Origin of the sequence: Nocardia bovistercoris (genome assembly GCF_015674855.1) — a bacterium.
GTDB classification, from domain to species: domain Bacteria; phylum Actinomycetota; class Actinomycetes; order Mycobacteriales; family Mycobacteriaceae; genus Nocardia; species Nocardia bovistercoris.
Genome location: NZ_JADMLG010000008.1, coordinates 59,063 through 81,418, shown reverse-complemented (window position 1 = coordinate 81,418; position 22,356 = coordinate 59,063). Strand labels below are relative to the sequence as shown.

Here is a 22,356-nt window from a genome sequence, read left to right as displayed (position 1 = left end):
TATAAACTTCTTAAATAGATTGCCCTCTATATTCGCAGGGGTGCAGACATCCGACCTCGACGCCGACGCCTTCGCGGACGCCATCGAGAGCTTCAACCGCTTCTACATCAGACTCCCGACGCTGGAAGCACTCTCGTTCACGACGCTCTCGGTCCTCGACACCCTCGCCACCAGCCCGCGCCCGCTGCGGCTCACCGACCTCACCCGTTCCGAACAGGTCACCCAACCCGCCATCACCCAGCTGATCACCCGACTCGAACGCGACGGACTCGTGGAACGCGCACCGGACCCCACCGACGGCCGCGCCGTCCTCGTCCGGATCACCGAGGCGGGCCGCCGCGTCGGCCGATCCCGGCGCGAGGACCGCCTGCGCCATCTCGGCCCATTGATCGACCGATTGACCGCCGAACAGCGCCGCGCCCTGACCCGCGCACTGCCCGCACTGAACCGACTGGCCGAACTCGGCCGCGAATCCCGATGACACCAATCCCATCGAACGGAGCGAACATGCGCGAGGTCGCAGCCGCCTACGACGCGATGATCGAGCTATACGTCGAACACGTGCGGGGTCACCTGGAGGGGCAGACCTTCGACCGGGCCATGCTCGACATCTTCGTCGAAAAGGTCGGCGCCGCGGGGCCGGTGGCCGATCTGGGCTGCGGACCTGGACGAATCACCCGGTACCTGGCTGATCGCGGACTCGATGTCGAGGGCATGGATCTGTCGCCGCGGATGATCGAGACGGCCCGTGAACAGCACCCCGACCTGCGGTTCCGGGAGGGCACGATCGAAAGCCTCGACTTCGCGGACGGTACGCTCGCGGGGCTGCTCGCCTGGTATTCGCTGATCCACCTGCCGCCGGAGCGGATGCCGGGCGTGTTATCCGAATTCGCGCGGGTACTCCGTCTTGGAGGGCAGGCACTGTTGGCCTTTCAGTCGACCGAAGCACCGGACGTCACCGCCTACGACCACAGGGTGACACCCGCGTGGCTGTGGCCGGCGCGACGGTTGTCGGATGCGGCGCGCGAGCACGGATTGCACGAAGTGTGCCGGATGGTGCGCCGACCCGATCCGGATGAGCGGTCCCCCCAGGTGTATCTATTGCTCGCCAAGGAGCGGTGACTGCCTCGACAACGTGGTCGATCCCGCCGATAGAAAAACTCACCGCCGTCAGGGGGCGACCGTCCATGGAGTTCGTTTCACCGATAGATGCCTTGTTCCTGCTCGCCGAGTCCCGCGAACATCCCATGCACGTGGGCGGGCTCATGCTGTTCGAGCCGCCCGAGGACGCGGGTCCCGATCATCCGAGCCTGCTGCACCGGAGGTTGCTCGAGCAGGACACCGTGCATCCGACCTTCCGGAAACGTCCGGCGACGCTGTTGAGCACGCCGCAGCTCGGCTGGACCCGCGAGTCGGATATCGAACTCCCCTATCACGTGCGGCGTTCGGCCCTGCCCGCGCCGGGTGGACACGGGCAACTGCTCGACTTGGCGTCGCGATTGCACGGTTCGCTGCTCGACCGCCACCGCCCGCTGTGGGAGGTGCATCTGATCGAAGGGCTCGCGGACGGCCGATTCGCCCTCTACACGAAGATGCATCACGCGCTCATCGACGGCGTGTCCGGTCAGCGTCTGCTCCGGCGCGCCATGACCGAGGATCCGGCTTCCGACCATCTCGGCGCGCCGTGGAATCCGCCGCGCACGGGTCGGTCGAAGCCGGAGCGGACCGGTTCGACGCTGGGTTTCGCGCGGGATCTGTGGTCGGCGGCGACCTCGGCCCCCGCGCTGGCTCGCGCGATCGGCGACGCGCTGCTGCGTCAGCAGTTGACGATGCCGTTCGCGGCGCCGCGCACGATGTTCAACGCGCCGATCGGCGGCGCGCGTCGGGTGGCGGTGCGGTCCTGGCCGTTGGAGCGGCTCGAGCAGGTCGGCAAGACCGCGGGCGCGACCGTGAACGATGTGGTGCTGGCGATGTCGGCGGGCGCGTTGCGGCGTTTTCTCACCGAGCGTGGCGCGCTGCCGGACAAGCCGCTGATCGCGTTGGTACCGATGTCGTTGCGCGCGCCCGACGATAGCGAGCCGGGCGGCAATAAGATCTGCGCGATCCTGTGCAATCTGGCTACCGATCTGGCCGATCCGGTGGCGCGACTGGACACTATTCGCGAGTCGACGCGGCGCAACAAGCAGGTGTATCAGAGCCTGTCCAGTACGCAGGCGATGGCGTTGTCGGCGCTGACGCTGAGTCCGATCGTGACGTCGGTGCTGCCCGCGTTGAGTTCGGTGGCGGCGCCGCCGTTCAACCTGATCATCTCCAATGTGCCCGGACCGCGCGCGCCGCTGTACTGGGGTGGCGCACGGCTGGACGCGGGGTATCCGCTGTCGATCCCGTTCGACGGCCAGGCGGTCAACATCACGCTGACCACGGTCGGCGAGCATCTCGATTTCGGGATCGTCGGATGCCGGAGCAGCGTGCCGGGCATGGATCGCATTCTCGATCACCTCGAGGCGGGCCTCGCGGAGCTCGAGGAGGCGATCTGACGGTTTCGCCGACTTCGGCTCCGGCAAAACTAGAACGTGTTACTGTCGAAATATGGTGCACCCGCCAGCCGAACGGCGCGCTGCCGCGTCATGGCGATACCTGCGATACGCGCGCCGTTCAGCGGCACGGACGCACCTCGAACCCGCCCGGATACCGCGCGAGAATCATGTAACTCGTTCTAGCGAGTCGCAGGCCGCGACCGCGGAGCAAGTAAGGGAGACCAGCACCGATGCGTACCGAAATCTGCGACCGGCTGGGGATCGAATTCCCCATCTTCGCCTTCACCCACTGCCGTGACGTCGCGGCCGCGGTCAGCAATGCCGGCGGCATCGGCGTACTCGGCGCGGTCGGTTTCACCGCCGAACAGCTGGAGGTCGAGCTGGCGTGGCTCGACGAGCACGTCACCGGCGTATACGGCGTCGACCTGGTCATCCCGTCCAAATACGAGGGCAAGGGCATCGACGGACTGAGTCCGGAGGAACTGGAAGCCAAACTCGCCGAACTGGTTCCGCAGGGTCATCGCGACTTCGCCGAGAAGCTCCTCGCCGACCACGGCGTGCCGCCGCTGCCCGAAGGCGAGCACCACAATCAGCTGCTCGGCTGGACGGCCACCACCGTGGCGCCGCAGATCGAGGTGATCCTGCGTCATCCGAAAGCGAAGCTGGTCGCGAACGCGCTCGGCACCCCGCCGCCGGAGTTCGTGTCCGTGATCCAGGAATCGGGCAGGCTCATCGGCGCGCTCTGCGGGTCGGTCAAACACGCGATCAACCACAAGAACGCGGGTCTGGACTTCGTGGTCTGCCAGGGCACCGAGGGCGGCGGGCACTGCGGCGAGGTCAGCTCGCTGGTGCTGTGGCCGCAGGTGATCGACGCCGTCGGCGACCTGCCGGTGCTCGCGGCGGGCGGTATCGGCAACGGTCGCCAGGTCGCGGCCGCCTTGGCGATGGGCGCGGCGGGCGCGTGGACCGGATCGGTGTGGCTGACCGTTGAGGAGGCCAATGTGCCGCCCGCGCAGATGCAGTCCTATATCGACGCCACCAGCCACGACACCGTGCGCTCGCGGGCGTGGACCGGCAAGCCCGCCCGCATGCTCAAGAACGACTGGACCGAAGCGTGGGAGAACCCGGACAATCCCAAGCCGCTGCCCATGCCGCTGCAGATGATGGTCGCCCTCGACGGCGTGAAACGCGGGCACCGCTATCCGGAGGCCGCCAAGGACGTGAACTTCAACCCGGTCGGCCAGGTGGTCGGGCTGATGAACAAGGTCGAGCGTTCCGCCGACGTAGTGGCGCGGCTGATCCAGGAGTACGTGGAGGCCTGCGAACGGCTGAACAAGCTCAACGGGATCTGAGTTCGACCGGATCCGAGGCGGATCGCGTCGGCCATTCCGGCCACCTCGGGTGGGTACGCGCCAGGATCGGGTCGGTGACACCGCCCCAGCACGCCAGTCGGTCGGTGTCCCATTCGCACAGCTGCGAACCCGCCGCGTACACCGATTGATAGAAGGCCAGCGCCGCGCCGACCGGATCGTCGGCGCGGCGCGCGTCGTCGTAGTCCAGGTAGGCCGAATGCCCGGATCCCGCAGTGACCCAACGGCCTCCGCCGGACAGCGGGCGCTCGGTGAGCCCGTCGGGTTCGGGCGCGACGTAGGAGTAGAAGGTGGGGGCGGGCACGTCGGGGTCGCCGAACCAGAAGCCCGCGCTGATCTCCTCGCGCGAATATGCCTCGCGGGTAACCGAATCCACCGTCGGTGGCATTTCGACATGCCGGTCGGAGAAGCGCTGTACGGCAAGATCGAAGGTGTGCCAGAAGAATTGGACCGGGCTGACCTTGCCGGAGTAGGTCGCGGAGAACTCCTCCAGAATTCGTCCGACCTGGCTGAGCACGCCGAACGCGGCCCGGGCCTGGTCGGGGTCGTAGTCGGCGTGTTCGATGTCGCGGGCGAAGGGGCGCTCGGCGTCCGGGAGGTCGAACGGATGCGGATGCGGCATGGCCATGTCGACGCCGAGTTCGGCGAGCCCGCTTCTGACGTCGGTGTAGAAATCGGCCACCGAGCGGTTCGGCATGTCGATCTCCACCGTGGTGCCCCGGTCGTCGGCGATGCGCAGGACGTGATCGAAAAAGTCGAAGGCGCAGTCGAATACGGGTCCGCGCCGAGCGGCGCCGAGCGGCACGGTGCGCAGGCCGCGGGCGGTGAGCCGGTAGGTGATGTGCCACCAGTGGTTGCGGCGGATGCCCTCGGCGAGGGCGACCTTGCCGACGATCTGCGTGAATCGGTGCAGCGTCTCCTTGGTGGGGCGCCACGACTCGTAGGGCATGGCGGGCAACGACTCGGTCATAGCCCAACGGTACGTTCGACCGGACACGTATGCCAACAGTTTGCCAGAACCGACAGCCGAACCGATTCGCGCACCGAAGATCGTCTCAGACAGTTGTCGTCGCGAGTCGCGTCACGCGGTCGCGGCGTGACCTTCCTCGGCGCTGCCCGCGAAGTCGACCAGTTCCTCGAACCGGGCGATCACCTTCTCGTGATACATGCCGAACAGGTCGTCGAACAGGGCCAACTGCGCTTCCGAAGGGCCGGAACCGGATTCCCACACGGCCACGAGCGCGCGCCAGATCAGCACGTGCAGATCCGCGGCGCCCGCGAAGTACGCAGCCACCGCGTGCGGCACCTCGAGCACCATCTCGCCGATGGAATTGAGAATAGCCCGCTGCATGCTCGAGCCCTGCACGGTGAGCAGCTCGCGGACCAGCGCGACCTCGACCGCCAGCATCCGGTGGTAGTCCGGAACCTCTTGGCGCGCCAGCGTTTCCAGTTTGTCGATGGTGGCCTTCAGTTCGGCCGGTTCGATGCCGTGCGGGCTTTCGGTGTAGGAGAGCAGCGCGCCCATGACGATGCCGCGCTCCACCTCGACCACGTCGCGGAACATCTCGACGGCGACCTCCGGCATCGGGATCGAGTAGCGGAACAGGTGCCGGTACACGTCCATGCCGCCGGCCTCGCGGACCTCGCGAATGGTGAAACCCTTACCGCGGCGGGCCTCGACGAATCCGTAGGATTCCAGCCTGCCGAGGGTCAATTGCGCGGTGGCCCGATTCATCTCGAATTCCTCGGCCACCTGACGGACCGAAGGCATCAGTTCCCCCGGTTGATATTCCCCTGCGGCAACCCGGCGCGCCAATTCGTCGGCGACGTCGGCGACTACCGTGTGGGATCCCATCGATTCCACCCTTTCGTCTCTCAAATTCCTGACACATCCCAGCTACGTCCCAGACAGTGTAGGCCGAGAGTTCTGCGCCTGCACCTGTGTAACACTGATCCGCGCACAATGTGAGGTGATTCATGACCATTCGACGCGGATTCGACCAGCCGGGCGGCGGATCGACCGGAGGGCACACCCGCATATCCGGAATTCGCGCGCCGGGCAATCCGCCGGTCCACGCGGCGGTCCGCAATGCCAAACTCGCCGCGCTGCCCGTGGCATTCGCGGGCCGTCAGGCCCTTGGCCTGGGCAAACGCGCGCTGGGTCGCTCCGCCGCCGAAGTCGATCGCGAAATCGGCGCGCGCACCGCACAACACATCTTCGAGGTGCTCGGCGAACTCAAGGGCTGCGCCACGAAACTCGGCCAAGTTCTCGCCATTTACGAACTCGCGCTACCGCCGAAGTTGGCCGAGTCGTACAAGATCGCGCTGGGCCGACTCCAGGATTCCGCGCCCGCCATGCTGCCCGCGACCGTGCGGATGGTCATGGCCCAGCACTTCGGGCACGATTGGCGTTCCCGATTCCGCGAATTCGACGAACGCCGCGCCGCACCGGCATCCATCGGGCAAGTGCACCGGGCGGTTTGGCACGACGGCCGGACGGTCGCGGTCAAACTCATGTATCCCGGCGCCCGCGAATCGGTGCGGGGCGACCTGGCGCAACTGCGCGGAATATCGACGCTGGCCGCGGTTTTCATGCCCGGCGCGGATGTGCGGGCGTTGACCGAGGAACTGTGCGCCTGCCTGCTGGCCGAACTCGACTACGCGGAGGAGGCGCGCTGCCAGCGCGCCTTCGCCGCGGCATACGCCGACGATCCGGACTTCCGGGTGCCCGAGGTCGTCGAGCAGCGCGGTGACGTGCTGATCTCGGAATGGCTGGACGGCACACCCGCGCCGCGCGTCGCGGCCTCGGGCGCGCGGCGCGACCGTGACCGGGTCGGCATGCTCATGGTGCGTTTCGTCTTGGATGGTTGCGCCAGAACGGAACTGCTCTACAGCGACCCGCATCCGGGCAACTTCCTGCTGCTGCCCGACGGCAGACTCGGCGTCGTCGATTTCGGCGCGTGCCGCACGTGGTCGCCGGACGGCTTCGAGGACATGGCGCTCGACTACTGCCGCGCCGTGTTCGAGGGTGACCCGCACGAACTCGCCTCGACGAGCAGGCGGCACGGATTCGTGCGAGCCGAAAGGGTTTTCGATGTGAACGCGTTGTACGCTGCGGCGCTGTCCTACGGTGAACCGTTGCGGCATCGTACTTTTCGCATGTCCTCGCCGTGGCTGCGCCGCCAAGTGGTGCGCGCGACGCGACCGCACCTGACCAATGTGGCGCGCGACTGCGACATACCCGTGTATTTCACGCCTTTCGCCCGCGCCACGGTGACGCTTCTCGGCGCGCTCGCGCAACTGGAAGCGGAGGGTTCCTACCGCGACGAGGTAGTGCGATCCTTTCCGGCGCTCGCCGAGGTCTTCGACCGTCTCGACCAGCGTGAACCCGAACCCGTCGACCTTCGCGCGGTTCGCGAGCGCCGCGCGGCCCGGTCGGTGGGCAGTGGAGCCGGGATCAGACGCACCCCGTGACAAATTGTCTGAGACAAACTGTCCCCGCAAATGTGTAGCGAATACCGGTCCCACCCACCGGAGCCGGGGTCGAATGCGGACGGCGGAGTCAATAGGATCGCGGTGTTCGTTCGGGAGGGAGTGAGATGGCAGGGGAATCGGGGGATCCGCCCGTGTGGCCGGGGTGGTTCACCGAGCTGTTCGCCCATCGACGCTGGGTTCGGCGTACGCGACCGTTTCCGCACGTGTACGCGCGAGACGTGTTCACCGCCGACTTCTACGGGCGGCTCGTAGCGGAGTACGCGCGGGTGCATGCCGAGGAGTACGGGCACGAGCACGGCGGAATTCCGCTCGCGGACCTGCGGGACGGCCCCCTCGCGTTGTTCACGACCGCGGAATGGCGCGCGCTCGTCACCGGTGTGACCGGGGTCACCGAGGCCGGAGATATCGAGGGTTCGGTGCGCGAGCATCCGGCGGGCGCGCGATGGGAGCGGCCGAGCCACGGGCTGCCGAGCGCCGGAGCGGAATTCGGGTCGGGCACGGTGCGGGCGATGTTCTACCTGAACAATCCCGACTGGCGACCCGGCGGCGGCGGGGAGACCGCCCTCTACGCGGACATCGCGGGCGACGCACCGGAACCGGCGGTACTCGTACCGCCGCTGGACAATTCGATCCTGGTCTTCGAATGCGCGCCGCGCACCTGGCACACCGTCGCGGGCGGCAACGCCGCCGCACACCATCACGTGCGGATGTCGCTGCACCGGCCACCACGGAGAGGTAACCGCCTTGACCGAGCCTGAACGGCGGGTCTGCCTGCTCACCGGGGCGGGCGGCGCCCTCGGCGACGCCTTCTGCCGCACGCTGTACCGGCATTACGACATCGTCGCCGTGCATCGCGGTCGCGTGCCCGCCGTTCCGTCACAGCACGAATGGCTGGTCGATCCCTTCGCCCCGCGCGCCGCGATCCCGGACAACGCCTCCCGGGTGTATCTGATCGAGGCCGACCTCACCGAACCGGGCGCGGTGGAGCGGGTCGTCGAACTCGCCATCGCCCGCTTCGGTGGAGTGGATCTGCTGGTCAACGCCGCCGCGCGGACACCGGTACTGCCGCACGGCGTGGTCGACGGCGACACCGCGCTCGACGCGTTCGACCCCACCTTCGCCCTCAATGTCGCCGTGCCGCTGCGGCTTTCGACAAGGCTGGCGCAACAGTGCTGGCTGCACGCCGGCGGGGTGAACCGGGCGCGCAACCGCAATGTCGTCAATATCTCGGCGCTGCCCGACGCGCACCCGGCCGGACGAACGGTCTTCGCGGCGTCCAAGGCGGCGTTGAATCAGCTCACCAAGGATCTCGCGGTCGAGTTCGCCGAGTTCGGGGTGCGGGTCAACGGCGTCGCACCGAACGCGTTCCCGGCCGAGGTGCCAACCGAGACGGTGATCGGCGCGATCCTCGAACTCGATCGCGGCGAGATGTCCGGTTCGGTGTTCAGCGTCGGCGCGCGGGCGGAGGCGCCGGGCAGGCACGCGTCCTGAACGGCTCGCGCCACCGCGATCAGCGGGCCGACCAGCCTCGAGAGAGTCCGCGCCGGGGTGCTCGGCGGGATCGCCGCAGGCTCTGGCAGGCTGAGCAACGCCCGAGCGGCATCCGCGCGTCGTCGAACCGCCGCGGCGTGTTGATGTCGACCGGGTGCGGTGACCTGCCGCATACTCACGCTCTACGCGATGCGGGTGGCCGGTGCAGCTCCAACTCGATCCGAAAGTGCCGATACGACATGCGAGTCGACGGGCGGGACATCCCGGTCACGGGCAGCCTGCTACAACCGCTGATCCGGCGGACCACTGACATCGTCCGTGTCGTCCTCGCGGCGCTGTGGCTGACCGTCGTCATCGCCGCCTCCGTGATCACCAGGCCCGAATGGCTCGCCCTGGAACGCTCGGTCTCCGACATCGTCGGATTCCTCACCCCCGACCAGTCGAATCTGGTCTATCTCATCTACGGCGTCGCGATCCTGATCCTGCCGTTCGCGATCCTCATCGAACTCGTCATCGGCAGGCAGTGGAAACTGCTCGCCGGGTACGCGGCGGCCGGGTTGCTCGCCGTGCTGCTGCTCTCCATCACCGGGACCGGCCTTTCCGCGCCGAAGTGGCATCTGCAAGTGCCGGAACGGCTCGACACCTTCCTGTCCCAGTTCCTCGACGATCCGCGCTGGATAGCGATGCTGGCGGCGGTGCTCACGGTGTCGAGTCCGTGGCTGCCGACCCGGCCGCGCCGCTGGCTGTGGTTCCTGCTGCTTGCGTTCGCGCCGATCCATCTCGTGGTCAGCACGGTGGTGCCCGCGCGCGCCATGTTCGGGCTCGCCGTCGGCTGGCTGGTCGGCGCGATCATCGTGTGGGTGGTCGGGACGCCCGCGCTCGAGGTGCCGCTCGACGCCGCGGTGCGGGTGCTGGCAAGGCGCGGGCACACCGTGAACGCGCTCACCGTCGTTCGCCCGACCGGCCCGGGATCGCTGACGCTCGCCGCCACCGTCGACGGCCCGGAGCGGGAGTTGACGGTCGAGCTGTACGGCAAGAATCAGCGCAGTTCGGGCGCGCTGCGCACGCTGTGGCGGTTGCTCACCTTCCGCAGAGGTGAGACCGCGGCGCTGCACGGGTCGATGCATCGCGCGGTCGAACATCGGGCGCTGATGACCATCGCCGCCGACGACCTCGGCTTGGCCGCGCAGACCGCCGCCACCGTCGCCGCGCTGGATCGCGGCTGGTTCCTGTACGCGCACAGCGCCCCGCGCGGCACCCCACTGGCCGAGCACCCCGATTCGGTGCTGCCCGCCGTGTGGACCGCGCTCGACCTGCTGCACAGCGGCCAGATCTCGCACGGCGACCTGCGGCCCGCCGAGATCAGGATCGAGAACGGCGACACCCTGTTCGCGGGTTTCGCCAGCGCCGAATTCGGACCGTCGGACACCCAGATCCAATCCGATATCGCGCAGCTGCTCGTCACCACGACCGCCGTCTTCGGCAAGGAGACCGCCGTGCGCGCCGCCATCGACGCGCTCGGCGAGCAGGCGATCCTGCTGGCCTCGCGGCGACTCACCAAGACCGCCATGCCGAGTGGCATCCGCAAATCGGTGGCCGACTGGGGTTCGGTGGTGTCGCGGGCCCGCGAGGAGATCCGCAAGCAGACCGGTCAGGACAAGATCGAGGCCGATCAGATCACCCGGTTCTCCCGCAACCAACTCATCCAGTTGGTGCTGCTGATCGGCCTGGTCTACGTGGCCTATCCGTTCATCAGCGCGGTGCCGACCTTCTTCACCCAGCTGAAGACGGCGAACTGGTGGTGGGCGCTGCTCGGTCTCGGGGTCTCCGCGCTCACCTACATCGGTGCGGCGGCGGCGTTGTGGGCGTGCGCGTCGGGGCTGGTGAGTTTCACGAACCTGGTGATCATGCAGATCGCCAACACCTTCGCCGCCACCACGACGCCCGCGCGCGTCGGCGGTCTCGCGTTGAGCGTTCGGTTCCTGCAGAAGGCCGGGCTCGGGGCGGTGCGCGCGACCGCCGCGGTGGCGTTGCAGCAGGCGGTGCAGATCATCACGCACCTGAGCCTGCTCCTGCTGTTCAGCATCGTCGCGGGCACCTCGGCGGATCTGTCGCATTTCGTGCCGGACGCGATGGTGATCTATCTCGCGGTCGGACTCACGGTCGGCATCATCGGCACGTTCATGTTCGTGCCGAAACTGCGCACCTGGCTGAACACCTCGCTGCGCCCCCAACTCCAGGAAGTGCTGAGCGAACTCGCGCAGCTCGCCCGCGACCCGAAACGTTTCACGATCATCATCGCCGGTTGCGCCGCGATCACCCTCGGCCAGGCGGGCGCCCTCTGGGCGAGCATCGAAGCCTTCGGCGGCGGAACGAATTTCGTGACCGTCACCATCGTCACCATGATCGGCGGCACCCTGGCCTCGGCCGCACCGACACCCGGCGGCGTCGGCGCGGTCGAAGCCGCCCTCATCGGCGGCCTCGCCGCCTTCGGCGTCCCCGCCACCATCGCCGTCCCCTCGGTCCTGCTCTACCGCGTCCTGACCTGCTGGCTCCCGGTCTTCTGCGGCTGGTTCACCATGCGCTGGATGACCGCCCGCGACATGATCTGATACGCGAGATCCCCGGATACCGAACGGTTTCCGGGGATCTCACGCCGAAGGTCAAGCGGGGACGACGGTGTCGGCCAGGCGTTCGGTGATGAGTTGTTCGGCTTCGGTGATCATGCGGGTTATCAGGTCGGCGCAGGTGGGGATGTCGTTGATGAGGCCCTGGGCGAGGCCGGTGGTCCAGATGCCCGCGTCGAGATCGCCTTCCTCGAAGACCTTGCGGCCTCGGGCGCCCGCGACGAGTTCGCGCACGTCTTCGAAGGTGCCGCCGGACTTCTCGATTTCGACGACCTTGCGGCTGATCGCGTTGTCGGCGACCCTGGCGGTGTTGCGCAGGGTGCGGAAGATCAGTTGGGTGTCGAGTTCGCTGTTGGCGACGATCTGTTCCTTGACCTTCTGGTCGATCGAGGATTCCGCGGTGCACAAGAAACGGGTGCCCATGTTGACGCCGTCGGCGCCGAGCGCGAGCGCGGCAACGAGTCCGCGCGCGTCGGCGATGCCGCCGGAGGCGATCATGGGGATGTCGAGTGCGCGGGCCGCCGCCGGGATCAGGACAAGGCCGGGGATGTCGTCCTCGCCGGGATGTCCCGCGCATTCGAAGCCGTCGATGCTGACGCCGTCGACGCCGATGCGCTGCGCCTTGAGCGCGTGCCGCACGCTGGTGCATTTGTGCAGGACCTTGATGCCCGCACCGTGGTAGTGCGGGAGGAACGGTTCGGGATTGGAGCCCGCTGTCTCCACGATCTTGATGCCGCTTTCGATGATCGCCTGCGCGTACTCGGCGTAGGGCGGCGGGTTGATGGACGGCAGAATCGTCACGTTGACACCGAAGGGTTTGTCGGTGAGTTCCCTGGTACGCGCGATCTCGGCGCGCAGATCGTCGGGGGTGGGCTGGGTGAGAGCCGTGATGAACCCGAGCCCGCCCGCGTTCGCGACGGCCGCCACGAGTTCGGCCCGCCCCACCCACATCATGCCGCCCTGCACGATCGGATGCTCGACGCCGAACGTCTCGGTGAACCTGGTACGCAGCATTGCGCTACTCCTCTATTCCGAGCGGGCGTATCGGTCCCCGCCCTTCCGGGTTGATCGTGACACGCCGATCACCGCCTGTACAAGCAGTAAGTAAGCCGAGATTCGCATTTCGGTTCGCATGTGTGGACTACTTGACCATCCGCCAACTGCCCGCCGGAGCCTTAAAATGGCAGATCCGAGCTGATTTATCGGTGGAACATCCACCCCGCGCCGATTAACGCCGATTCATCTCCGGAGAGCTTGCCGTCGGTTTAAGTTAGTTGTTATTCTCGTCTCAGTCGGACCGCTCACCTGATCGGGTCACCCCCGGCGCCGAAGACGGGACCTACGGAGCGGCCACGTGGAGTCGCCCGGAGTTCGCGCGGAACAGCACAGCCAAGGAGTTGGTGGCATGACCACTGGTGTACACGCGCTCGCGGAGCCGATCCGGTCCCGGCGCAACCACTGGAACAATCACATCGCGACACACGCGCTGATGCGTCCCGACGCTGTCGCCGTGCGGTTCCGTGGCGTCGACACCACCTGGAAGCAGCTCAACGACCGCTCGCTGAAATTCGCCGACGCGCTCGCCCGCCGCGGCGTCGGCTTCGGCGACCGGGTGCTGATCCTCGCGCTGAACTACACCGAATATCTGGAAGCCGTCTTCGGCATCACCGCGCTCGGCGCCATCGCGGTGCCGGTGAACTTCCGGCTCACCCCGCCCGAGGTCGCCTACATCGTGAGCGACAGCGGCGCGAAAGCCGTGGTCACCGACACTTTGCTGCAGCCGCTGGCCACGGCCGTGCGCGCGCAGTCACCCGCGCTCGAGACCGTGATCGTCATCGGCGGCGGCAGCGGCGACGGCGTCCTCGGCTTCGACGATCTGCTGGCCGAAACGGGGCAGGCGCACACCCCGCTCGATATCCCCGAAGACACCCCGTCCCTGATCATGTACACCTCGGGCACCACGGGCAGCCCCAAGGGCGCGATCCTCTCGCACGCGAATATGAACGCCCAGGCGCTGACCTGTATCCGCGCGCTCGCCATCGAACAGGAATCCATCGGATTCTGCACCTCGCCGCTGTTCCACATCGCCGGACTCGGCAGCCTCGCACCCGCTTTCATGCTCGGATCCAAAACCGTGCTGCACCCGCTCGGCGCCTTCGACGCCACCGAATTCCTCGACGCCGTCGAAGCCGAACAGGCCACCACCGCCTTCTGCGTGCCCGCGCAATGGCAGCTGATCTGCGCCGAACCCACCGTCAAACAACGCAATCTGGCGTTGGAGGCGTTGAGCTGGGGCGCGGCGCCCGCCTCGGACACGGTGCTGAAGGCGATGGCGGACTGCTTCCCGCATTCGTTCAACGTCGCGGTGTTCGGGCAGACCGAGATGTCGCCGATCACCTGCGTACTCGAAGGCAAGGACGCGATCCGCAAACTCGGGTCGGTCGGCAAGCCGATCCCCACCATCCAGACCCGCATCGTCGACGACGAGATGAACGATGTCGCGCCCGGCGAGATCGGCGAAATCGTCTACCGCGGACCGACACTCATGCAGGGCTACTGGAACAAGCCCGAAGCCACCGCCGAGGCCTTCGCGGGCGGCTGGTTCCACTCCGGCGACCTGGTCCGCCGGGACGACGAGGGTTTCATCTACGTGGTCGACCGCAAGAAGGACATGATCATCTCCGGCGGCGAGAACATCTACTGTGCCGAAGTGGAGAACGTGCTGTTCGCGCACCCGAAGATCCGCGAGGCCGCGGTCATCGGACGCGCGCACGAGAAGTGGGGCGAGGTGCCGGTGGCCGTTGTCGCACTGGTGGATCCGGACTCCGAACTCGCGATCGCCGACATCGCGCCGTTCCTCGACGAGAACCTGGCGCGCTACAAGCACCCCAAGGAACTGGTCGTGGTCGCGGAACTGCCGCGCAATGCCAGCGGCAAGGTCGTGAAACTCCAGTTGCGCAAGGACTTCTCGTCCTAGACTCGACGGTGTGACGGCGGGGCGCACATCCCGTTTCCGTGAACTGGGTCGCGGAAAACGGGTGCGGGGGCGGTGCGGATGCGTCAGGATCAGCCCATGGCGATTCGACGCATCCGCGCCGCGGTACTCGCGCTGCACTGGCAGGTGAATGTCATTCGGCCCGAAGGGTTTTTCGGGCCGATGCTGGCCGCGCCGGTCGCGGCGAGCGGAGTGGTGGGACGGGCGGCCCGATTCCACGGCGCCGCCGCGAAAGCCGATGTGCCGGTGCTTTTCACCCGGTTCACGATTCCCGTCGGCGAGGGCGAGCTGGTCCGCAACACCGGCTTCATGCGCTCGGTGGCCGCGGCGCAGACCGAATTCCGTCCCGACGCGCCGGGCGCGCGGATCATCGCCGAGATGGCCGCGCAGGCGGGCGGGGTCTTCGACAACCAGCGATTATCCGGACTCGCGGGCGGCGGCCTCGCGGCCTGGCTCGGCGCGCAGGGCATCGACACGCTGTTCCTCACCGGGGTCGCGACCAACCTCACCGTCGAGCAGACCGCGCGGCACGGCACCGACCTCGGATTCACCGTGCACACCGTCACCGACTGCGTCGCGGCCGCCGACGCCGCCGCGCACGAGGCATCGGTGACGAATCTGGGACTCGTCACCGCCGGCAATGTCGACGCCGAGACCGCGTTGGCGATGTTCGCCCAACCCTGAGCCGAATCCGGCGCACCGCGCGCATCGAGTCGGCGCACCGGATGCGGCGGCAACGCATACCGCGCCGCGACTTGTCCACGGCGCGCCGCCTCAGCCGACGGATTCGGTGCGCTCCTGTTCATCGACCAGGCGATCGAGTCCGGGCGCGACCATATCCTCGAGTTGCCGGTACGCGTCGGCCGCGGTGAGCGGCGGGTCGGCGTCGGCGATCATGCCGAGCAGGCCGACGATGCCCCAGGACAGGAACGTCACCGGGGCGGCGAGTTCATCCTCCTCGACGTCGAAGGTGTCGGTGAGCCGTTCGGCGATGATCTTGGCGACCATGCCGCGCGCCGCGCGCAGCAACGCCGCGTTCGCCTTCGCGCCCAGTAAAGCCCGGTAGATCTCGGGATTCTCGGCGGCGGTCACGAACAGGGTGTAGACGGGGGCCAGCGGCGCGGAGATCGGCGGCGCGGCCGGGTCCTCGGGATCGGGGCGGGCGGCCATGATGGTGGCCCGCAGGTATTCGGTGCTGCTGACCAGCAGCAGATCGTCCTTGTCGCGGAAGTGGGCGTAGAAGGTGGAGCGGCCGATGTCGGCGCGTTCCAGGATGTCGCCGACGGAGATGCGCTCGTAGGAGCCTTCCACCATCAGTTCGAGCAGCGCGTTGTGCAGCAGGGCGCGGGTGCGGCGGACTCTGCGGTCCGTTCCCTTGCTCATCGCCGCTCAGACGCGCGCGACGGCCATCGCGGATCTCGGGGGTCGGTTGCTGGTCGTGCAGGGTGCATAAGTCCTCCGGTTACGCGCGCACGCCCCGCGACCGCGAGTCGGCGCCACGCCTGGTCGAGCTGGTGATACCCCAACGATCATGGACACTTGGCCCGAAACAGACAACCCGTTCGCCGCTGAAGCATCCTGGCACCCGATATCGCCGCACCGTTGCACCAGCGTGAATCGGCCACGAAAGGGGCAGGCGGACACCGGAAACCGCATACTTGTACTGCATAATCGCTTTCGGGACCACGGCGGGCGCTGTTCCAGCGGTTCCGGGCGAGGGCGCCGTTACCGGCCCCGCGGGACCGAGTCAGCGGAGAGGGAGGACGCGATGCGGCCGGATCTGCCGGAGGACCACGGCGGTGCGGACGGCCGGCGGGGTCGGCACACGACACTGCTCACCGCCGCCGTCACCGCCGTGGCCGACCTCCTCGGCGTCGCACCCGACAGCGTCGCGACCGGTGTGCCGTTCAGCGATCTCGGGTTGAGTTCCATCCAACTCGCCCGGCTGACAGCCCAGTTGGAGGACGCCATGGGGGTCGAGGTGACGCTCACCGCCATCTACGACCATCCGGATATCGAACAACTTGTCGAGCATCTCGCGATGCGATGAACAGCCCCGAACCTGCGATCTCCATCGTCGGCATGGCCTGCAGGCTGCCCGGCGCGCACAGCACCGAAGGGTTCTGGCAACTGCTGCTCGACGGCCGCGACGCCACCGGCGAACCGCCGCGCGGGCGGGCGCTCACCCGGCGCGGCGGGTACCTCGACGATATCGACCACTTCGACAACGACTGGTTCGCGATCTCCGCGCGCGAGGCCGCGATCATGGACCCGCAACAGCGGCTCGCGCTCGAAGTCGCCGTGGAAGCCATCGATGACGCGGGCATCGGCTATCGCGTGCGCGGTAGCGAAGCCGCCGTTGTGTTCGGCGCCTGCGGGTACGACCACGGCGTCACCGTGCTCGGCGACGGTGAACGCGACGCACCCTACGCGGTGACCGGATCCGCGCTCAGCATCATCGCCAACCGGCTGTCCTACGTGCTCGACCTGCGCGGACCGAGCCTGGTCGTGGACAGCGCCTGCTCGTCGTCCCTGGCCGCGATCGACGTGGCGACTCGGCTGCTCGCCGACCCGTCGATACCGTTCGCGATCGTCGGCGGCGTCAACCTCACCCTGCTCCCGCACACCTCGGACTATCTGGCCGACAGCGGATTCCTCGCCGAGGACGGACGCTGCAAACCCTTCGACGCCGCCGCCGACGGCTACACCCGCGGCGACGGCTGCGGCGTGCTGATCCTGCGCCGCGCCGAGGACGCGCGGCGCGCCGGTGAACGCGTGCACGCCGAGATCGCGGGCGTCGCCGTCGGATCGGACGGGCGGTCCAACGGTCTCTACGCCCCCAACGGCCGCGCCCAGCGCGACACCGTCCGCGCGGCGTGGCGGCGGGCCGGGCTCGATCCGCGTCACGCGGGCTATATCGAATGCCACGGCACCGGAACCGCGTTGGGTGACGCCGTCGAAGTCGGCGCGCTGGCGGCGGTGCTCGCCCGTGCACCCGAGGCCGCGCCGATCTGGATCGGCTCGGCGAAATCCAATTTCGGTCACCTGGAGGCGGCGGCCGGGGTCGCGGGGTTGATCAAAGCGGTGCTGTCCGTCCGGCACGGGATCATCCCGCCCACCATCAACTTCCAGGCCGAGAACCCGCTGCTCGAGCTGGACCGGCACGGGTTGCGGGTGCCGACCGAGGCCGTCGACTGGAGTTCGACGCCCGTCGCGCTGCGGTACGCGGGGGTCAGTTCGTTCGGATTCGGCGGGACCAATGCGCACGTCGTAGTGCGCGGTGTGGCGCCCGTGTCGCGGGATCGGGCGCAAGCGGCTCCGGTGCCGATACCGGTGACCGGACGCGACATCGCCGACCTGCGCGCCCGCGCCGCGCGACTCGCCGACCTGTTGAGTGGACCCGATGAACCAACCTCGCGGCGCGACGCCGAACCGCTGAGCGCGCCGAACCAACCGACGACGCGACGGGGCACCAACCTGCTGAGCGCGCCGAACGAACCAACCACGCGACAGGGTGCCGACCCGTTCAGCGGTACGGACCGACCAACCTCGCAACGCGGCGCTGACCCGCTGAACGGTCCGGACCAACCGACGACGCCGCGGAACACCGACCTGGTGAGCGCGCCGGACCAACCGACAACGCGACAGAGCACCAACCTGGTGAGCGGTACGGATCAACCAGCCTCGCGACGAGGTGCCGACCTGCCGAGCGGTACGGACCAACCGACCTCGCGACGGGGCGCCGATGTGATGGGTGGGCCGGACGAACCGACATTGCGGCAGGTCGCGGTGGCGGCCGCGCGGACCATGCCCGAACATGTGCGTGCGGCCGTGCTCGCCGAGGATCGCGACAGTGCCGTCGACCGGCTGCGCGGGCTCGCGGCGGGCGAGTCCGGTCCCGGCATCATCGGGCCGAGCGCGTCACGGCGACGCGGCGGACTGCTGTTCCTCTTCTCCGGGCAGGGGGGACAGCACGCGCGGATGGGTCGGGCGTTGGCCGCGCGCTATCCGGTGTTCGCGCGGGCCCTCACCGCCGCCACCGACGCGATCGTGGCGGCGGGCGGGCCGAAGGTGTGGACCCCGCGTCACGGATTCGGGCAGCTCGGGGCGGATTCGGGTACCGCGGTCGTGCAGCCTTCGGTCTTCGCCTACCAGGTCGCGCTGGCCCAGTTGTTCGCCGACTGGGGAGTGCGGCCGGACGCCGTTATCGGACACAGTCTCGGCGAGATCGCGGGTGCGGCGGTGAGCGGGGCGCTGACGCTCGCCGACGCCGCGCGGATCGCGGTGTGGCGCAGCCGATGCCTCGGTTCGCTGGACGGTCACGGCGCGATGGCGTTGCTCGAAGCGGCGCCGCATGAGGTCGAATACCTGGTTGAGCCGATGCGGGCCAGCGTCGGAATCGCGGCGGTGAACGGGCCGCGTTCGGTGGTGGTGTCCGGAGAACCGCGCTACGTGGAGACCGTGGTGCGCCGGGCCAGGCGCCGCGACATCTACGCCAGCCGGGTCGCGGTGGATTTCGCCGCGCACAGTCCGCAGGTCACTGCTGTGCTGCCGGAAATGGTCGACGCGCTCGCCGATCTCACGCCGCGCACCCCTGAGATCCGGCTGTACTCCACCGCGCGGCGCGGACTCGTGGTGCGGACCTCAACCCTGTCCGCCGACTACTGGGCCGACAATGCCTCGGGCACCGTCGAACTCGCGGCCGCGCTGGAACTCGCCGCCGACGACGGATTCACCAGCGTGGTGGAGATCGCACCGCATCCGGTGCTCGTCCCCGCGGTCCGCGAATACGGTGAATTCCGCGAATCCACCCGTGCGGGCGCGACCCGCGACGACGAATCCGGCGCGTTCCTGGACTGCGTGGCACGACTGCACACCGAAGGGCGGACACCGAACTGGTCGGCGCTCGGTCGTTTCGAAGGACCCGTGCACCGCCGCGAATGGCGCCGACGCTACTTCGCGCCGGTCGCCGCCACCGAGACCGCGACCCCGGCAGACGAATTCGTCACCGATCCGCTGGACGACCACATCGTGCAGGGCGTGCCGATCGTGCCCGCCGTGTACTGGCTGCGCAGGCTGCTGCATCTGGCGCGCGGCGAATCCGTCGCTGTCATCAGTGATTTCGTCATCGACGAGTTGACCGAGGTGAGCGCGCTGCCGCGGATCGGCTACCACGTCGAAGACGGCGCACGACTTCGGGTACTCGCCGACGGTGCCCGCGGACCGGCATCCGCGCGTCTCGGCACGGGTCCGACACCCGCCGATATCGTCGCGTGGATGCGCCTCGCCGACGCCAATCGCGCACTCCACCACCGGATGCACCGCCTCGAAGCGGGCTACTTCTACGCGCAACTGCGCGCCCGGCACCTCGAATACGGCCCGCGCTTCCGCCCGCTGCGCCGCATCGCGACCGCGCCGGACCGGGCGCTCGGCACCTTCGAGAACGCCGACCCGCACAGCACCGCGACCCTCGACGGCTGCCTGCACCTGCTCGCCGCGGCCTGCTACGACGACCTGCCCGACGACGTGCTGCCGCTGCCCATCGGCATCGAATCCGCTTGGCTGTCCAGCGAACCCGACCGGGTGGTGCTCGAAGGGCACGCGCTCGTCACCGAACGCACCGCGACCGGACTCGTCGGCGACGTCGTCGGCACCGACCAGCACGGCGTGCCGGTACTCGCCATGTCCGGCGTGCGCATCCGATTCACCGACGGCGCCACCCGCACCCTGCCGACCACCCTCGCCGATACCACCGCGCTCCCGGCCTTCCGGCGCGAAACCTGGCATCCGCTGCACCCCGACGTGATCGGCGCGGGTATCGACGCGCGCGCGGGATATCCGCGCCGGGTGCTCGTCGTCGGCGAATCCGAGCATGCCGTCCGGCTCGCGCGCGCACTCGAGTCGACCGTGCCCACCGAGCGCGTCGCCCGCGAACCCGACGCGGCGACGGCCGTCCTGACCTCGGCGCTGCTGCGCCGCACCGCCGCCGAGCGGATCGCGGTCGCACTGGTCTGGCCCGCGGATTCCGCCGACGAATCGGTAGCCGCGCTCGGCCGGATTCTCCGACTACTCCAGCACGTGCGCGCCCACGACGCGGTCGCGACGCTGACCGTCGTACTGCCCGAGGGATATTCGCGCAACGCGCACGCCACCGCCGCGCTCGTGCGGTCGGTGCAGTTGGAATCGGGGCGCGTCATCCGACTGGCGTGGGCCGATCACCGAGCAGGCAGCACCGCGATACTCGCCGACCTCGTCACCGCGGGCCCCGAAGTCGCGCTGCCCGAGGAGATCCGAGTCAGCGGCGGCGATCTCGCGGTGCGGCGGTTCACCCTCGCGAAGGCGAATACCGCGGCGCCGCCCATCGACCCGAACGGGACCTACGTGGTGACCGGCGGACTCGGCGCGGTCGGCGCGGTCGCGGTGCGTTGGCTGCTCGACGGCGGCGCCCGCGATGTGGTGGTGCTCACCCGCTCGCCGCGCCCGGTGCCCGCCCTGCTCGACGGGCTCGAGGACCGCATCGTCGTGGTCCGCTGCGACGCCGCCGACCGCGGTGACCTGGACAACGCGTTGCGCGACATCCGCGAATGCGGTTCGACCATCAGGGGTGTCGTGCACGCGGCGGGCGCGCTGGAGGACGCGGCATTCGACTCGGTCACCCCCGATCAGTTGGCGCGCATGTCGGCGCCCAAGGTCACCGCGGCCGCCGACCTGCTCGAACTCACCGACTCCGATCCCCTCGATTTCCTCCTGCTGTGCTCCTCGGCCACCGGCGCGCTCGGCGCACCGGGACAGGCCGCCTATGCCGCGGCCAACGCGGCCATGGACGCGGTGGCCGGAGCCGCAGCGCGATCCGGCGGCAGGGCTGCCCGCGGCGCGGATATCGAAGCGGGAGTCGGCGCGCGACAAGCCTGGCAGGCGGGTTCCGAAACCGGTTCCGGGACAGGCGAAGCGGCTGTCCCGGCGGCAGAGGTCGCATCGGGAATCGGTGTCGGGAATGGTCGGAGATCGGACTCGACCGCACAGCAGAGTGCCTGGACAGCGGGCCCCCGAGGAATCTCGCGAACCGGCAGAACATCGGGCGCGTTCGGTGACCCCTTCCCCGCCGAGGTCTTCGGGCGGCGCCGGGTGGTCAGCGTCGGCTGGGGTGTGTGGGAATCCGGGCTCAGCGAAGCGGCGGGCGACGCGATCCACCTGCGGCGAGCCGGCATCGCCGCCGTGGATCCCCGGCGCGGTGCGGAACTGCTCACCGCCGCACTGTGCCACAGCGAACCCTATCTGCTCGCCGTCGACTACGCGCCGACCGGCGACGGCTCCCCGGTCGCCGCTCGACTGCGGAATCTGCTCACCGCGCAACGGGATTCGCCCGCCCGCCGACCCGAACCGATCGAGGCGACGCGCCCGCCGCTCACGCCCGAACCGCTCACCGCGACCGTGCGACGGGTACTCGCCGCCACCATCGACCGCCCCACCGAATCCATCGAAACCACCGCCGATTTCAACGAACTCGGCCTGAGCTCACTGCTCGCCATCGAATTGCGCCGCGCACTGGAGACCAGGCTGAGCATCGCCATCTCCACCGCCGAACTCTTCCGCCACCCCACGGTCGCGGCGCTCAGCGCAGCACTCGCCGAACGGGTCGCCGCCACCGATACCGGCGCAGCCTCGTGAAACCACCGGGAACGCTGAGTAATCGGGCCGCGAACGACACCGGCGACTTCGCGAGACCACCGGAGAAGCCGGGCGATCACCGACACCGCCTCATGAAACCCACGGGAACGCTGGACGATCAGATCGCCACCGCCGACATCGGCCACCTCGTGGAACCACCGGAAGTGTCTGCT

16 protein-coding genes are annotated in these 22,356 nt (G+C 68.7%); 12 read left to right on the top strand and 4 right to left on the bottom strand.

Annotation, left to right across the window (positions count from 1 at the left end; all coding sequences use genetic code 11):
* Positions 1 to 40 precede the first annotated feature (40 nt).
* From IT779_RS20025 to IT779_RS20010, 4 genes are all read left to right on the top strand, one after another.
* Positions 41 to 481, top strand: coding sequence for a MarR family winged helix-turn-helix transcriptional regulator (locus IT779_RS20025; RefSeq protein ID WP_332838882.1), 441 nt, complete (start codon positions 41 to 43; stop codon positions 479 to 481).
* 26 nt (positions 482 to 507) lie between these two features.
* Entirely contained in the window at positions 508 to 1,122 is a 615-nt protein-coding gene (locus IT779_RS20020) for a class I SAM-dependent methyltransferase (RefSeq protein WP_198428731.1), read from the top strand.
* A gap of 65 nt (positions 1,123 to 1,187) precedes the next feature.
* Entirely contained in the window at positions 1,188 to 2,537 is a 1,350-nt protein-coding gene (locus IT779_RS20015) for a WS/DGAT/MGAT family O-acyltransferase (RefSeq protein ID WP_196150895.1), read from the top strand.
* 230 nt (positions 2,538 to 2,767) lie between these two features.
* Positions 2,768 to 3,889: an NAD(P)H-dependent flavin oxidoreductase gene (locus tag IT779_RS20010; RefSeq protein ID WP_196150894.1), complete on the top strand. Its 1,122-nt coding sequence runs from the start codon at positions 2,768 to 2,770 to the stop codon at positions 3,887 to 3,889.
* Here IT779_RS20010 and IT779_RS20005 read toward each other — a convergent pair.
* Positions 3,876 to 4,877 carry a DUF5996 family protein gene (locus IT779_RS20005; protein WP_196150893.1) on the bottom strand — a complete coding sequence of 334 codons (1,002 nt, stop codon included), beginning with the start codon at positions 4,875 to 4,877 and terminating at the stop codon, positions 3,876 to 3,878. The two genes, IT779_RS20010 and IT779_RS20005, sit on opposite strands and share 14 nt — an antisense overlap.
* A 111-nt stretch (positions 4,878 to 4,988) precedes the next feature.
* Positions 4,989 to 5,762 (bottom strand): GntR family transcriptional regulator, encoded by a 774-nt coding sequence (locus IT779_RS20000; RefSeq protein WP_196150892.1) that lies wholly within the window; start codon positions 5,760 to 5,762, stop codon positions 4,989 to 4,991.
* 122 nt (positions 5,763 to 5,884) lie between these two features.
* Here IT779_RS20000 and IT779_RS19995 point away from each other — a divergent pair, with 122 nt between their 5' ends.
* The 4 genes from IT779_RS19995 to IT779_RS19980 all read left to right on the top strand — a co-directional run bounded on the left by IT779_RS19995 (position 5,885) and on the right by IT779_RS19980 (position 11,505).
* A complete protein-coding gene (locus IT779_RS19995) occupies positions 5,885 to 7,381 on the top strand; it encodes an ABC1 kinase family protein (protein ID WP_198428730.1) in 1,497 nt (498 codons plus the stop codon).
* A 125-nt stretch (positions 7,382 to 7,506) separates the two neighbouring features.
* Positions 7,507 to 8,160 (top strand): 2OG-Fe(II) oxygenase, encoded by a 654-nt coding sequence (locus IT779_RS19990; protein WP_196150891.1) that lies wholly within the window; start codon positions 7,507 to 7,509, stop codon positions 8,158 to 8,160.
* Positions 8,147 to 8,893, top strand: a complete 747-nt coding sequence (locus IT779_RS19985; RefSeq protein WP_196150890.1) for an SDR family NAD(P)-dependent oxidoreductase — start codon at positions 8,147 to 8,149, stop codon at positions 8,891 to 8,893. The genes IT779_RS19990 and IT779_RS19985 overlap by 14 nt, the downstream gene beginning before the upstream one ends.
* A 239-nt stretch (positions 8,894 to 9,132) precedes the next feature.
* A complete protein-coding gene (locus IT779_RS19980) occupies positions 9,133 to 11,505 on the top strand; it encodes a lysylphosphatidylglycerol synthase transmembrane domain-containing protein (RefSeq protein ID WP_196150889.1) in 2,373 nt (790 codons plus the stop codon).
* Between the two features lie 51 nt (positions 11,506 to 11,556).
* On the opposite strand, the gene IT779_RS19975 is transcribed toward IT779_RS19980, so the two are convergent.
* Entirely contained in the window at positions 11,557 to 12,534 is a 978-nt protein-coding gene (locus IT779_RS19975) for an NAD(P)H-dependent flavin oxidoreductase (protein WP_196150888.1), read from the bottom strand.
* Between the two features lie 391 nt (positions 12,535 to 12,925).
* On the opposite strand from IT779_RS19975, the gene fadD5 reads away from it, so the two are divergent.
* Together fadD5 and IT779_RS19965 are read left to right on the top strand one after the other, a co-directional pair.
* Complete coding sequence (fadD5, locus tag IT779_RS19970; protein ID WP_196150887.1) at positions 12,926 to 14,497, top strand: fatty-acid--CoA ligase FadD5; 1,572 nt, start codon at positions 12,926 to 12,928, stop codon at positions 14,495 to 14,497.
* A 96-nt stretch (positions 14,498 to 14,593) separates the two neighbouring features.
* Positions 14,594 to 15,199 (top strand): cysteine hydrolase, encoded by a 606-nt coding sequence (locus IT779_RS19965; protein ID WP_196150886.1) that lies wholly within the window; start codon positions 14,594 to 14,596, stop codon positions 15,197 to 15,199.
* A 90-nt stretch (positions 15,200 to 15,289) separates the two neighbouring features.
* Here the strand turns inward: IT779_RS19965 and IT779_RS19960 are convergent, their stop codons facing one another.
* On the bottom strand, positions 15,290 to 15,898 hold the full coding sequence (locus IT779_RS19960) for a TetR/AcrR family transcriptional regulator (RefSeq protein WP_196150885.1): 609 nt from the start codon (positions 15,896 to 15,898) through the stop codon (positions 15,290 to 15,292).
* Between the two features lie 385 nt (positions 15,899 to 16,283).
* Here IT779_RS19960 and IT779_RS19955 point away from each other — a divergent pair, with 385 nt between their 5' ends.
* Positions 16,284 to 16,565, top strand: coding sequence for an acyl carrier protein (locus IT779_RS19955; RefSeq protein ID WP_196150884.1), 282 nt, complete (start codon positions 16,284 to 16,286; stop codon positions 16,563 to 16,565).
* A complete protein-coding gene (locus IT779_RS19950; RefSeq protein ID WP_196150883.1) occupies positions 16,562 to 22,183 on the top strand; it encodes a type I polyketide synthase in 5,622 nt (1,873 codons plus the stop codon). The genes IT779_RS19955 and IT779_RS19950 overlap by 4 nt, the downstream gene beginning before the upstream one ends.
* The last annotated feature ends 173 nt before the right edge of the window (positions 22,184 to 22,356 follow it).

Excerpts from the sequence above, each read along its gene's own strand:
- IT779_RS20015 (WP_196150895.1), top strand. The coding sequence starts at position 1,188 with ATGGAGTTCGTTTCACCGATAGATGCCTTGTTCCTGCTCGCCGAGTCC.
- IT779_RS19995 (WP_198428730.1), top strand. The coding sequence starts at position 5,885 with ATGACCATTCGACGCGGATTCGACCAGCCGGGCGGCGGATCGACCGGA.
- IT779_RS20010 (WP_196150894.1), top strand. The coding sequence starts at position 2,768 with ATGCGTACCGAAATCTGCGACCGGCTGGGGATCGAATTCCCCATCTTC.
- IT779_RS20000 (WP_196150892.1), bottom strand. The coding sequence starts at position 5,762 with ATGGGATCCCACACGGTAGTCGCCGACGTCGCCGACGAATTGGCGCGC.
- IT779_RS19980 (WP_196150889.1), top strand. The coding sequence starts at position 9,133 with ATGCGAGTCGACGGGCGGGACATCCCGGTCACGGGCAGCCTGCTACAA.
- IT779_RS19960 (WP_196150885.1), bottom strand. The coding sequence starts at position 15,898 with ATGAGCAAGGGAACGGACCGCAGAGTCCGCCGCACCCGCGCCCTGCTG.
- IT779_RS19975 (WP_196150888.1), bottom strand. The coding sequence starts at position 12,534 with ATGCTGCGTACCAGGTTCACCGAGACGTTCGGCGTCGAGCATCCGATC.
- fadD5 (WP_196150887.1), top strand. The coding sequence starts at position 12,926 with ATGACCACTGGTGTACACGCGCTCGCGGAGCCGATCCGGTCCCGGCGC.
- IT779_RS19965 (WP_196150886.1), top strand. The coding sequence starts at position 14,594 with ATGGCGATTCGACGCATCCGCGCCGCGGTACTCGCGCTGCACTGGCAG.
- IT779_RS20020 (WP_198428731.1), top strand. The coding sequence starts at position 508 with ATGCGCGAGGTCGCAGCCGCCTACGACGCGATGATCGAGCTATACGTC.
- IT779_RS20005 (WP_196150893.1), bottom strand. The coding sequence starts at position 4,877 with ATGACCGAGTCGTTGCCCGCCATGCCCTACGAGTCGTGGCGCCCCACC.
- IT779_RS19955 (WP_196150884.1), top strand. The coding sequence starts at position 16,284 with ATGCGGCCGGATCTGCCGGAGGACCACGGCGGTGCGGACGGCCGGCGG.
- IT779_RS19950 (WP_196150883.1), top strand. The coding sequence starts at position 16,562 with ATGAACAGCCCCGAACCTGCGATCTCCATCGTCGGCATGGCCTGCAGG.
- IT779_RS19990 (WP_196150891.1), top strand. The coding sequence starts at position 7,507 with ATGGCAGGGGAATCGGGGGATCCGCCCGTGTGGCCGGGGTGGTTCACC.